The organism is Pseudomonas sp. N40(2020), assembly GCF_014472415.1.
In the GTDB taxonomy this organism is placed as follows: domain Bacteria; phylum Pseudomonadota; class Gammaproteobacteria; order Pseudomonadales; family Pseudomonadaceae; genus Aquipseudomonas.
The window spans coordinates 1-13,071 of the sequence record NZ_JACSZV010000072.1; the positions used below are offsets into that span (position 1 = coordinate 1).

12 protein-coding genes are annotated in these 13,071 nt (G+C 59.2%); 9 read left to right on the forward strand and 3 right to left on the reverse strand.

The features are described from left to right. Positions 1-362 precede the first annotated feature (362 nt). On the reverse strand, positions 363-1,856 hold the full coding sequence (locus IAI51_RS27295) for a CoA-acylating methylmalonate-semialdehyde dehydrogenase (RefSeq protein WP_187681302.1): 1,494 nt from the start codon (positions 1,854-1,856) through the stop codon (positions 363-365). Positions 1,857-1,932: 76 nt separating this feature from the next. Further along, positions 1,933-3,282, reverse strand: a complete 1,350-nt coding sequence (locus IAI51_RS27300) for an aspartate aminotransferase family protein (RefSeq protein WP_187681303.1) — start codon at positions 3,280-3,282, stop codon at positions 1,933-1,935. Positions 3,283-3,420: 138 nt separating this feature from the next. Between IAI51_RS27300 and IAI51_RS27305 the strand changes: the two genes are divergently transcribed. The 7 genes from IAI51_RS27305 (at position 3,421) to IAI51_RS27335 (ending at position 11,392) form a co-directional block, all read left to right on the forward strand. Continuing rightward, positions 3,421-4,341 (forward strand): LysR family transcriptional regulator, encoded by a 921-nt coding sequence (locus IAI51_RS27305; RefSeq protein ID WP_187681304.1) that lies wholly within the window; start codon positions 3,421-3,423, stop codon positions 4,339-4,341. A gap of 133 nt (positions 4,342-4,474) precedes the next feature. Next, on the forward strand, positions 4,475-5,863 hold the full coding sequence (locus IAI51_RS27310; RefSeq protein ID WP_187681305.1) for a uracil-xanthine permease family protein: 1,389 nt from the start codon (positions 4,475-4,477) through the stop codon (positions 5,861-5,863). An 89-nt stretch (positions 5,864-5,952) separates the two neighbouring features. Then, on the forward strand, positions 5,953-6,603 hold the full coding sequence (locus tag IAI51_RS27315) for a TetR/AcrR family transcriptional regulator (protein ID WP_187681306.1): 651 nt from the start codon (positions 5,953-5,955) through the stop codon (positions 6,601-6,603). A gap of 7 nt (positions 6,604-6,610) precedes the next feature. After that, entirely contained in the window at positions 6,611-7,192 is a 582-nt protein-coding gene (locus IAI51_RS27320) for an IMPACT family protein (protein WP_187681307.1), read from the forward strand. Positions 7,193-7,798: 606 nt separating this feature from the next. Next, positions 7,799-9,346, forward strand: a complete 1,548-nt coding sequence (locus IAI51_RS27325; protein WP_187681308.1) for an ABC transporter ATP-binding protein — start codon at positions 7,799-7,801, stop codon at positions 9,344-9,346. Positions 9,347-9,359: 13 nt separating this feature from the next. Further along, on the forward strand, positions 9,360-10,466 hold the full coding sequence (locus tag IAI51_RS27330) for an ABC transporter permease (protein WP_187681309.1): 1,107 nt from the start codon (positions 9,360-9,362) through the stop codon (positions 10,464-10,466). Continuing rightward, positions 10,466-11,392 (forward strand): ABC transporter permease, encoded by a 927-nt coding sequence (locus IAI51_RS27335; protein ID WP_187681310.1) that lies wholly within the window; start codon positions 10,466-10,468, stop codon positions 11,390-11,392. The genes IAI51_RS27330 and IAI51_RS27335 overlap by 1 nt, the downstream gene beginning before the upstream one ends. A 17-nt stretch (positions 11,393-11,409) precedes the next feature. Here IAI51_RS27335 and IAI51_RS27340 read toward each other — a convergent pair whose 3' ends face one another. Further along, complete coding sequence (locus IAI51_RS27340) at positions 11,410-11,859, reverse strand: hypothetical protein (protein ID WP_187681313.1); 450 nt, start codon at positions 11,857-11,859, stop codon at positions 11,410-11,412. An 83-nt stretch (positions 11,860-11,942) separates the two neighbouring features. Here IAI51_RS27340 and IAI51_RS27345 point away from each other — a divergent pair, with 83 nt between their 5' ends. Together IAI51_RS27345 and IAI51_RS27350 are read left to right on the forward strand one after the other, a co-directional pair. Next, positions 11,943-12,299: a MerR family transcriptional regulator gene (locus tag IAI51_RS27345; RefSeq protein ID WP_187681311.1), complete on the forward strand. Its 357-nt coding sequence runs from the start codon at positions 11,943-11,945 to the stop codon at positions 12,297-12,299. A gap of 17 nt (positions 12,300-12,316) precedes the next feature. Next, positions 12,317-13,003 carry an SDR family oxidoreductase gene (locus IAI51_RS27350; protein WP_187681312.1) on the forward strand — a complete coding sequence of 229 codons (687 nt, stop codon included), beginning with the start codon at positions 12,317-12,319 and terminating at the stop codon, positions 13,001-13,003. Positions 13,004-13,071 lie beyond the last annotated feature (68 nt).

Below are 13,071 nucleotides of genomic sequence, written 5' to 3' on the forward strand. Positions count from 1 at the left end.
CTTCAACCACTTGCGCTTCCGATCTCTCGTTAGCGGGAGGCGAATTCTACAGCGTTACTCGCTGTTGTCAACACCTCTTTTTCTCCGCTTTCGACCGAGAAGATCGAACCGTTAAAAGAGCCAAACATCACCGCTCTTTCAACTCCTTCCAGGCTTCGACGAACTGAAGCAACCCGCTATCGAAAACCGTATAACTCATTGAATCTCAAGGAGTTTTCCGTTTCGACTGCGCCGGAAGTGGGGCGAATTATAGACTTCCAGAATCTGCCGTCAACACCTATTTTCATAATTCTGTCATATCGGTCAAAAAAGCCCGAAAACACGAAGGCCGACCCTGAGGTCGGCCTTCTCATCCCCTCTACTTACAAGCTAGGGAAGGCGAATTGCGATGCTTCATGGCTCGCACGCTGCGGCCAGCGCTGGGTGATGGCCTTGCGACGGGTATAGAAGCGCACACCATCCGGACCATAGGCATGCAAGTCGCCGAACAGCGAACGCTTCCAGCCGCCGAAGCTGTGATAAGCCACCGGTACCGGCAGAGGCACGTTGACGCCAACCATGCCGACTTCGATCTCGTCGCAGAACAGACGCGCCGCTTCACCGTCACGGGTGAAGATGCAGGTGCCATTACCGTATTCGTGATCGTTGATCAGTTGCATGGCCTCTTCCAGGCTGTTGACGCGAACAACGCACAGTACCGGCCCGAAGATCTCTTCTTTATAGATGCGCATCTCAGGGGTGACGTTGTCGAACAGGCAGCCACCGAGGAAGAAGCCTTCTTCATGACCGGCGACGCTCAGACCACGACCGTCAACCACCAGGGTCGCGCCCGCCGCCACGCCGTCATCGACATAACCGCTGACCTTGTCACGCGCCTGACCGGTGACCAGCGGCCCCATATCCAGACCACACGAAGTACCGGCACCGATTTTCAGCGCCTTGATCTGCGGCACCAGTTTGGCCACCAGCGCATCCGCCACTTGATCACCGACGCACACCGCCACCGAGATCGCCATGCAGCGCTCGCCGCAGGAACCGTAAGCCGCGCCCATCAGTGCGCTGACCGCGTTGTCCAGATCGGCATCCGGCATCAGCACCGCGTGGTTCTTCGCCCCGCCCAGTGCCTGAACGCGCTTGCCGCGCTTGGTGCCTTCGGCGTAGATGTATTCGGCAATCGGCGTCGAGCCGACGAAGCTCAGTGCTTTGACTTCCGGTGCTTCGATCAGCGCGTCGACCGCAGTCTTGTCGCCATGCACCACGTTCATCACGCCTTTCGGCAGACCGGCTTCCAGCAGCAGCTGAGCAATCAGCAGCGTGGAGCTTGGATCACGCTCGGACGGCTTGAGGATGAAGCAGTTGCCGCAGACGATCGCCAGTGGATACATCCACAGCGGCACCATGGCCGGGAAGTTGAATGGAGTGATACCAGCCACCACGCCCAGCGGCTGGAAGTCCGACCAGGCATCGATATTCGGGCCGACGTTGCGGCTGTACTCGCCCTTGAGGATTTCCGGAGCGGCGCAGGCGAACTCGACGTTCTCGATACCGCGCTTCAGCTCACCTGCTGCGTCTTCGAGCGTCTTGCCGTGCTCTTCGCTGATCAATTGCGAGATACGCGCTTCGTTCTGCTCCAGCAGTTGCTTGAAGCGGAACATCACTTGGGCACGTTTGGCCGGCGGTGTGTTGCGCCACGCTGGAAAAGCAGCCTTGGCGGCATCGATGGCTTTCTGAATGGTTGCCTGGCTGGCCAGTGGCAACTTGTGGATCGCCTGACCCGTGGACGGGTTGAACACATCTACCGCGCGACCGTTCTCGGTCACCAGTTCGCCATTGATCAAATGCGGGATAACGCTCATCGAGTAACTCCTGAATTCTTGTCCACAGACGTCCCCGAAGAGACGTCTGCTGTTTGTACTTATATAGAGGGAAAAATCAGTCGAGCTTGTTCAGCACTTCGCCGACCGCGTCGAACAGACGATCAAGGTCTTGCGGCTTGCTGTTGAAAGTTGGGCCGAACTGCAGGGTGTCGCCGCCGAAGCGCACGTAGAACCCGGCTTTCCACAGCGCCATACCCGCTTCGAACGGACGCACGATGGCGTCGCCGTCACGATGGGCAATCTGGATCGCACCGGCCAGACCGTAGTTACGAATGTCGACGACGTTCTTCGAACCTTTCAAGCCATGCAACGCGTTTTCGAAATGCGGCGCGACTTCGGCCACGCTCTGCACCAGGTTTTCCTTTTGCAGCAGGTCGAGTGCCGCCAGGCCAGCGGCGCAAGCCACCGGGTGCGCCGAATAGGTGTAACCGTGGGGGAATTCCACAGCGTATTCCGGCGTCGGCTGATTCATGAAGGTCTGGTAGATCTCGGAGCTGGCAATCACCGCGCCCATCGGGATCGCACCGTTGGTGATTTGCTTGGCGATGCACATCAGGTCCGGGGTGACGCCAAAGCTGTCGGCGCCGAACATCGAGCCGGTGCGACCGAAGCCGGTGATCACTTCGTCGAACACCAGCAGGATATTGTGCTGATCGCAGATTTCGCGCAGACGCTTGAGATAACCCTGAGGTGGAACCAACACGCCAGCGGAACCGGCCATTGGTTCAACGAACACGGCTGCGATGTTCGAAGCATCGTGCAGTTCGATCAGCTTCAACAGTTCATCAGCCAAAGCGATGCCACCCTGCTCCGGCATGCCACGGGAGAACGCATTGCTCGCCAGTAAAGTGTGCGGCAGGTGATCGACGTCCATCATCGCCTGACCGAACATTTTGCGGTTGCCGTTGACGCCACCGAGGCTGGTGCCGGCGATGTTCACACCGTGGTAGCCACGGGCACGGCCGATCATTTTGGTTTTGGTCGCCTGACCTTTCAGGCGCCAGTAGGCACGCACCATTTTCACCGCAGTATCGGCGCACTCGGAGCCGGAGTCGGTGAAGAACACGTGGTTCAGGTTACCCGGGGTCAGGTCGGTGATTTTCTCGGCCAGCTGGAACGACAGCGGATGGCCGTACTGGAAGCCCGGCGAATAGTCGAGAGTACCCAGTTGTTTGGAGACTGCTTCCTGGATTTCCTTGCGGGTGTGCCCGGCGCCGCAGGTCCACAGACCGGACAGCGAATCGTAGATCTTGCGGCCCTTGTCATCGAACAGCCAGCTGCCTTCGGCCCCAACAATCAAACGCGGATCGCGCTGGAAGTTGCGGTTGGCGGTGTACGGCATCCAGTGCGCGTCCAGCTTCAGTTGGCTGGCCAGTGGCGACGGAGCGGTTTCAGGCATGTTCATCGGGCAAAACCTCGCAGGGCATAAGCGTCAGGGAGATAGAAAGCGTTGTTGCAGCTAAATTGCCACGCGGATAAAGTCGGTGAAATCCAACACTTCTAACCTTCAGTTAGATCATCACTAAACTTTGAGCGATCAAGCATGAGTAGCCGCCGTCCCGATCCGCTGGCCCAGGTCAGTGACTTTGATATTCGCCTGCTGCGGATTTTTCGTAGCGTTGTGGAATGTGGGGGGTTTTCAGCGGCGGAAACCGTGCTCGGCATTGGTCGATCGGCAATCAGCCAGCAGATGAGCGATCTGGAACAACGCCTCGGCCTGCGCCTGTGCCAACGCGGCCGCGCCGGATTCTCGCTGACCGAAGAAGGTCGCGAGGTCTACCAGTCAGCCCTACAGCTATTGAGTGCGCTGGAAAGTTTCCGCACTGAGGTCAACGGTCTGCACCAGCACTTGCGCGGTGAGTTGATCATCGGTCTGACCGACAACCTCGTCACCCTGCCCCACATGCGCATCACCCACGCCCTCGCCCAGTTAAAGGAACGCGGGCCGGACGTGCAGATTCAAATCCGCATGATCGCTCCCAATGAAGTCGAACAAGGCGTGCTCGATGGTCGGTTGCATGTCGGTGTGGTGCCGCAGGCCAGTGCGCTTTCCGGCCTGGAATACCAGCCGCTGTACAGCGAACGCTCGCTGCTTTACTGCGCGGTCGGTCATCCGCTGTTTTATGTCGATGACAAGCAACTGGATGACGAGCGCCTGAATAGTCAGGATGCGATTGCCCCGACGTTCCGGTTGCCGGCGGACATTCAGGCGCATTACCAGGCACTCAATTGCACCGCCAGCGCCTCCGACCGCGAAGGCATGGCGTTTCTGATTCTGACCGGGCGCTACATCGGTTACCTGCCGGATCACTACGCCAGCCTTTGGGTGCAACAGGGCCGCTTGCGTGCACTCAAGGCGCAGACGCGTTTTTATGACTTGAGCCTCGCATCGGTCACGCGCAAGGGCCGGCGCCCCCATTTGGTGCTGGAAAGCTTTCTTGAAAGCTTGGCGGCGACGCGTTGAAAGCAAGATCAAAAGATCGCAGCCTTCGGCAGCTCCTACATTTGAGGGTCCCAGCCTCATAAAGCTGAGCAAGTGGACAGCTTTTTGCAAAGCAGGATCAACCTCGATCCTCCAAACAAGAAGCGCCCCACCCATGCAGCCAGATACCGAACCAAACAGCGATCTGATCTACGGCCTCAACGACCGTCCGAAACCACCCGCCGCGATCCTCGCCGCCCTGCAACATGTGCTCGCCAGTTTCGTCGGCATCATCACTCCGCCACTGGTGATCGGCTCGGCACTCGGGTTGACCGCGCATTTGCCTTATCTGATCAGCATGGCGCTGATGGTTTCCGGTGTCGGCACGTTTATTCAGGCGCGTCGGCCGTTCGGCATCGGTGCCGGGATGATCTGTTTGCAAGGCACCAGTTTCGCCTTTCTCGGCGCGGTGCTGTCGGCGGGTTTTCTGGTCAAACAGCGTGGCGGCAGCCCGGAGGACATTCTGGCGATGATCTTCGGCGTGTGCTTTTTCGGCGCGATTGTGCAGATCGTCCTCAGCCGCTTCATTGGCCAGTTGCGCCGCGTCGTTACGCCTCTGGTGACCGGGATTGTCATTACGCTGATCGGTATCAGCTTGATCAAGGTCGGCATCACCGATCTGGGCGGCGGCTTCAATGCGCCGGACTTTGGCGCGCCGGGTAATCTGGCGCTGGGTGTATTTGTTTTATTGACGATCATTCTGCTCAACCGCTCAAACACACCTTGGGTGCGGCTTTCGGCGATCATCATCGGCCTGGTGCTCGGCAGTCTGGCGGCGTGGTTCAGTGGGAAACTGGTGCCGCAGCCGTTGCCTGACCTGCCACTGGTGAGTTTTCCCGCACCATTCAAGTTCGGATTCAGCTTCGACTGGACGGCTTTCCTGCCGGTCGCGCTGATTTATCTGATCAGCACCATCGAAACCGTCGGCGACCTCACTGCCAATTGCATGCTCGCTCGCCAGCCAATCAGCGGTCCTTCTTATATAAGCCGCTTGCGTGGCGGCGTGCTCGGTGATGGCGTGAGCTGCATGATCGCCGCGACATTCAGCGCATTCCCCAACACCACGTTTGCGCAGAACAATGGCGTGATCCAGTTGACCGGGGTTGCCAGTCGCTATGTCGGGTTGTACATCGGCGCCATTCTGTTTTGCCTCGGTCTGTTTCCAATGATCGGCGCGGTACTGCAACAGATTCCGAAACCGGTGCTCGGCGGTGCGACGCTGGTGATGTTCGGTGCGGTCGCCGCTGCTGGCGTGCGCATCCTCGCGCACTCGCCGCTGGATCGGCGCAGCATGTTGATCGTCGCCACCTCGTTCGGCGTCGGCCTGGGCATCGCCGCGCAACCGAACCTTTTGCACCTGCTGCCGAAACTGGTGCAAAACCTGTTCGACTCGGCGATCACCAGCGGCGGGCTGACAGCGATCATCCTTTGCCTGCTGCTCCCGGAAGCCAAACCGGAGGCTGCAGAAGCCCAAGCACCGCTGAACAAGATCGAACAGGCGTAACGGTTTTATTGTTTGAGGACTTGTCGGATGCCTGTGGGTGCGCTATCAACGCAACTGGTTGCACCCACAGACAAAACCCGGAAGTGCCTATGACCTTTGAAGTCCCAGCTCACGGCGGCAAGCCCGCCAGCCGCATTCGTCAGAAGAACGAAGAGACCATCCTCAAAGCCGCCGAAGACGAGTTCGCCCGTCACGGGTACAAAGGCACCAGCATGAACACCATCGCCCAGAATGCCGGGTTGCCCAAGGCGAATCTGCATTACTACTTCACCAACAAACTCGGTTTGTATGTGGCGGTGCTGAGCAACATCATCGAGCTGTGGGACAGCACCTTCAACACCCTCACAGCCGAGGACGATCCGGCCGAAGCGCTGACCCGTTATATCCGCGCCAAGATGGAGTTCTCCCGCCGTCAGCCGCAGGCTTCGCGCATTTTCGCGATGGAAGTGATCAGTGGTGGCGAATGCCTGACTGAATACTTCAATCAGGATTACCGCGCCTGGTTCACCGGACGGGCCGCCGTGTTCCAGGCGTGGATCGATGCCGGCAAGATGGACCCGGTGGACCCCGTACACCTGATCTTCCTGCTGTGGGGCAGCACTCAGCATTACGCCGACTTCGCCACGCAGATCTGCCGGGTCAGCGGTCGCAGCAAGTTGACCAAGCAGGACATGGAAGACGCCGGTAACAACCTGATCCGCATCATCCTCAAAGGCTGCGGCCTCACTCCTTCTATATAAGACGTTTATGCCTTTCACCCTCAGCGGTCTTTGCGAGTACCGCGAAGAGATTCGCAAAAGCCGCTTCATCACCTTCGCCACGCCGATCGGCAGCCCCGCCGACGCGCAGGCGTTCTTCGAACAACACAGCGACTTGAACGCCTCGCACAATTGTTGGGCGTGGAAACTCGGCGATCAGTACCGCAGCAATGACGACGGCGAACCCGGCGGTACGGCCGGGCGACCGATTCTGGCGGCGATCGAAGCGCAGGATTGCGATCAGGTCGCGGTGCTGGTGATCCGTTGGTACGGCGGCATTCAACTGGGTACTGGTGGGTTGGCCCGGGCCTATGGCGGCGGCGCGAACAAGTGCCTGCAAACGGCGGCGAAGGTCGAGTTGATCAGTCGCGTGCCGTTGAGTTGCGCCTGTGGGTTTGCCGAGTTGGCGTTGGTGAAGTTGCGGGTGGCGGATCTGGGCGGGTTGGTGGTGGAGGAAAACTTCACCGCCAATGGCGTTGAATTGCAGTTGGCGGTAGGTGAGGCGCAGATTGAATTGTTGCAGAGCCAATTGGCAGATCTGAGTCGCGGAAGGATTCTGCTGCAGCGTTAAAGCAAGATCAAAAGATCGCTGCGTTCCGCAGCTCCTACACTTGAAATGCGTTCCCCTGTAGGAGCTGCGGAACGCTGCGATCTTTTGGGGCGCCACGAAATTTCTTATTCCAAAAACTTGCCCACACCTGCTGTGCACCCGACTGTGGATAACCTGAGCACATAACGCTGTAACCCTTCTGTCACGTGGCTTTGCGCGGTTTGTTCACTTTTCGCTCAATTCGTCCGACCAAGTATAAATTTCAAACAGAAACAATCAGTTAGCGTTGTTTATCACCATTAGAAGAAAGCACCGCAGTGCTTATTCCCGGGTTTATGGCTTGCGCACAATAACTGTGGAACAACCTGTGGATAACCCGTTCATGGCTGGCGCAGTCGCAGGTTCTGCATAGGCCCGACGCTTTTGCTCGTTTTTTGATCAACTGCCCACGGGCAAAACTGGAGCCTGATCAACGGCTTTGCTCTCAATTGGTGCCGGCCACCACCACGATTCAGACCGGGATGCTCTGCAATCGAGGCGCTGGAACAACGCTTGCGCGAGTTCCTGACTCAATGGCCAGGAAATTGCTTTATCCACAGGCACAACTCCAAGCCAGTCGAGCCTGTCATGCCCACCCCCGATACAACGCCGCGCCTGCACCTGCGCCAAATCAGCAAACGCTATCCCGGTTGCCTGGCCAACGACGCCATCGACCTGAACATCGCGCCGGGTGAAATCCACGCGCTGCTCGGTGAAAACGGCGCGGGCAAAAGTACGCTGATGAAGATCATCTACGGCGTGACCCAGGCCGATTCGGGCGAGATGCTCTGGCAAGGTCAGCGGGTGAATATTCGCAACCCGGCGCAGGCGCGGCAGTTGGGGATCGGCATGGTGTTCCAGCATTTCTCGCTGTTCGACACCCTCAGCGTGGCGCAGAACATTGCACTGGCCATGGGTGCCAGGGCCGGCACGCCGAAACAACTTGAGCCGAAGATTCGCGAAGTTTCGCGTCGTTACGGCATGGCGCTGGAGCCGGAACGACTTGTCCACAGCCTGTCGATTGGCGAGCGGCAACGGGTAGAAATCATTCGCTGCCTGATGCAGGACATTCGTCTATTGATCCTCGATGAACCGACTTCGGTGCTGACACCGCAAGAGGCCGACGAACTGTTCATCACTTTGCGTCGCCTCGCCGCCGAGGGCTGCAGCATTCTGTTTATCAGCCACAAACTCGGTGAAGTCCGCGCGTTGTGCCACAGCGCGACGGTGTTGCGCGGTGGGCGCGTAGCCGGGCATTGCGTGCCGGCCGAATGCTCGGATCAGCAACTGGCGCAGTTGATGGTCGGCGAAGCGGCGGCGTTGATCGGTGATTATCCAAAGGTCAGCGGCGGCGCGGCGTTTTTGCAAGTCAGTGGCTTGAACTGGCACAACCCGGATCCGTTTGGTTGCTCGCTGGCGGATATCGACTTGCAAGTGCGCAGCGGTGAAATCGTCGGCATTGCCGGGGTTGCGGGCAATGGTCAGGATGAGTTGCTCGCCCTGCTCAGCGGCGAACAAACGCTGCCGCGCGCCGAGGCGGCGACGATTCGCTTCGGAGAACAATCTGTCGCCGATTTACGCCCTGATGCACGGCGCAAACTCGGTCTGGCGTTCGTGCCCGCCGAGCGCCTCGGCCATGGCGCGGTGCCGGAGTTGAGTCTGGCGGACAACGCCCTGCTCACGGCCTTCCAACAAGGATTGGTCAGTAACGGCCTGATCCAACGCGCCAAGGTCGAAGCCCTCGCGCAACAAATCATTCAACGCTTCGGCGTGAAAACCCCGGACACGCAAACCTCTGCGCGCAGTCTGTCCGGCGGCAATTTGCAGAAATTCATTCTGGGCCGGGAAATCCTCCAGCAACCGAAACTGCTGATTGCCGCGCACCCGACCTGGGGCGTGGACGTCGGCGCTGCCGCCACCATTCACCGCGCACTGATTGCATTGCGCGATGCCGGTGCGGCGATTCTGGTGATTTCCGAAGACCTCGACGAACTGTTCCAGATCAGCGACCGCCTCGGCGCGTTGTGCGGCGGGAACATATCTGCACTGCACAACACGGCGGACACCCAACTGAGCGATGTCGGCGGCTGGATGGCCGGCCAGTTCGATGCCCCTCAACAACACGCCACGGTTTAACGGAGTTTTCAACATGCTGCTTTCCCTCGAACCCCGTGGCCAGCAATCGCGCCTGATGCTCTGGTGCTCGCCGTTGTTGGCGGCAGCGTTGACGCTCGGTTGCGGCTCACTGCTGTTTATCGCGCTCGGCCACGACCCACTGCAAACCTTGCACACTTTGTTGATCGCGCCGGTGAGCGACTTGTACGGCGTGTCGGAATTGCTGGTCAAAGCCCTGCCGATTCTGCTCTGCGCACTGGGGCTGGCGGTGGCGTATCAGGCGCGGATCTGGAACATCGGCGCCGAAGGTCAACTGCTGCTCGGCGCATTGGCCGGCAGTGCCTTGGCGGTGAACATCATCGATATGCAAAGCCGTTGGGCGCTGGTGCTGATTCTGCTCACCGGCACCCTCGCCGGCGCTGCGTGGGCCGGGCTGACGGCGTGGCTGCGCACGCGCTTCAACGCCAACGAAATCCTCACCAGCATCATGCTCAATTACATCGCACTGAACCTGCTGTTGTTCTGCGTCCACGGGCCATTGAAAGATCCGGCCGGATTCAACTTCCCCGAGTCGGCGATGTTCGGCGATGCCAGTCGATTACCGCTGTTGATGGAGGATGGCCGCGTGCATGCCGGGGTGTATTTCGCCCTGCTCGCACTGGTTGCGGTGTGGGTGTTGTTGCAGAAAAGCTTCGTAGGTTTCCAGATCAAAGTGCTCGGGCTGGACAAGCGCGCGGCGGGGTTTGTCGGCTTTCGCGAGAAGCGCTTGATCTGGCTGGCGCTGTTGATCAGCGGTGGGTTGGCGGGGCTCGCCGGAGTCTGCGAAGTCACGGGGCCGATCGGCCAACTCGTGCCGCAAGTGTCGCCGGGTTATGGCTATGCGGCGATCACCGTGGCGTTTCTCGGGCGCCTCAATCCGCTCGGGATTCTGTTTTCCAGTCTGCTGATGGCGCTGCTGTACATCGGTGGCGAGAGTGCGCAGATGAGCCTGAATCTGCCGCAAGCGATTACCCAACTGTTCCAGGGAATGATGCTGTTTTTCCTGCTGGCCTGTGACGTGCTGATTCTCTATCGGCCACGGCTGAAACTGCGCTGGACACGGCGCACCTCGACCACCGCCGTAACCGCCGGAGCGCTGTGATGGATATCGATCTGCTGAGCAATATTTTCTACGCCATGGTGCGTTGCGGTACACCGCTGCTGTTGGTGGCGTTGGGTGAACTGATCTGCGAGAAGAGCGGCGTGCTCAACCTTGGGCAGGAAGGAATGATGCTGTTCGGCGCGGTCATCGGTTTTATTGTCGCGCTGAACAGCGGCAACCTGTGGCTCGGCGTGTTGTTGGCGATGCTCGCGGGGATGCTGTTGTCGTCGCTGTTTGCTCTGGTGGCGCTGGTGTTCAACGCCAATCAGGTGGCGACCGGTCTGGCGCTGACGATTTTTGGCGTGGGCCTGTCGACGTTTGTCGGGGCGGCGTGGGTCGGTAAACCGCTGGCGGGATTTGAGCCAATGGCGATTCCGTATCTGAGTGACATTCCGCTGATCGGGCGGATGCTGTTTGCGCAGGATCTGCTGGTGTATCTGTCGTTCGCGCTGTTTGCGCTGGTGGCGTGGGTGATCATCAAAAGCCGTGTCGGGCTGATCATTCAGGCGGTTGGCGAGAACCCGGATGCGGCGAGTGCGATGGGCTTGCCGGTGTTGACCGTGCGCACGTTGGCGGTGCTGTTTGGCGGGGCGATGGCGGGTTTGGCCGGGGCTTATCTGTCGCTGGCGTATACGCCGATGTGGGCCGAGAACATGACCGCCGGGCGTGGCTGGATTGCCTTGGCACTGGTGGTGTTCGCCAGTTGGCGAGTGTGGCGGTTGTTGCTCGGGGCGTATCTGTTTGGCCTCGCCAGCATCCTGCACCTGGTGGCGCAGGGGTTGGGGCTGGCGATTCCGTCGAGTTTGCTGGCGATGCTGCCGTATGTCGCGACGATTGTGGTGCTGGTGTTGTTGTCGCGTGATGCGGTGAGGACACGGTTGTATGCGCCGGTTTCGCTGGGGCAGCCTTGGCAGGCAGGGCATTAATTGTTTTCTGAGCGGGCCTATTCGCGAGCCGGCTCGCTCCCACAGTAAACCGCATTCCCCTGTGGGAGCGAGCCTGCTCGCGAAAGCGTACTGACAGGCAACACCTGAGCCACGCCCCACGCCAGTTCGAAGACCAGAAAAACAATCAAGATCGAACTGGCGCCATGCAACAAGGCATACCCCTGCCAGGCCGCAAACAGAAACCGCGCCACCGCGTCATACCGTCCATAAACCCGCTGCGGATCCCGAATCCGCAGCACCGCCCACACACAAACCACCGAGCCCAACAGATTCGCCATCAACATGTGCACCGGTTGGAATGCCGGCAGTTCTCCGGGAAAATCCAGCGCGGTTAACAGCTCATGTAAAACAGCAAAACTCCACGGCGTAACAAACGCAGCCGTGACGATCAGGTCATACCAGGCACTGCCGCGCACCACGTTTCGATACTGGGTTGCCGTCCACATCATCCATGCTCCAGAAATTTGAGGAGCAACCACGGTAAAGCCTGGAGTATGCTCCAGGGTCAAGCCCTATTGAGTGCAGCACAATGCGCATCGGTGAGTTAGCCCAAGCCAGCGCCGTCAGCCGCGACACGCTGCGTTTCTACGAGCAGCGCGGATTGATCGCGGCGCAACGCAGTGCCAACGGTTATCGCGACTATCCGTCGGAGATGGTGCAACTGGTGCTCTACATCAAGACTGCGCAACGACTGGGCTTTACCCTCGGCGAGATCGGCGCCAGCGTTGCCGCGTTGTGGAACGCGCCCGACCCGGAGAACGCCGTGGCGCAATTGCTGCGCGACAAACTGCAACTGATCGAAACCCGCATGAGTGAGCTCGACGCCTTGCGTCAGGAGTTGCAACTACGGCTCGGTCAGGCGTGTCCATTGAATCCTGAACTCTGACTTTCAAGGAACCCATCATGTCCCAGGCAAAAAACGCACTGATCATCGGCGCCTCCCGTGGCTTGGGTCTCGGTTTGGTGAAAACCCTGCTGGCCGATGGCTGGCAAGTGACGGCCACGGTGCGCAATCCGCAAAAAGCCGAGGCGTTGCAAGCGCTGGGCAAGGTGCGCATCGAGAAGCTCGACATGGATGACCAGCAAGCAGTGATCGCCCTGAGTCAGCAACTCAAAGGTGAAACCTTCGACCTGCTGTTCGTCAACGCCGGAGTCAAAGGCCCGGACGTGCAAACCCCGGGCGGCGCGACACTGGCTGAAGTCGGGAAATTGTTTTTCACCAACGCCGTGGCACCGATCAATCTGGCCCAGCGCTTTGTCGGGCAGATTCGCGACGGCAGCGGCGTGCTGGCATTCATGAGCTCGGTGCTCGGCAGCGTGACCATGCCGGATGCGCCGGAGCTGGCGTTGTACAAGGCGAGCAAGGCGGCACTGAACTCGATGACCAACAGCTTCGTGACGCAATTGGGCGAGCAGAAACTGACGGTGCTGTCGCTGCATCCGGGTTGGGTGAAGACGGACATGGGCGGCGAAGGCGCTGACATTGATGTCGAAACCAGCACGCGCGGATTGGTTGATCAAGTGAATGCGTATACCGGCAAGGGCGGGCATCACTTTGTGAATTACAAGGGTGAAACTATTTCCTGGTAAACCCACAAATCTCCATGTAGGAGCTGCCGAAGGCTGCGATCTTTTGATTCTAAAAACAGGATCAAAAG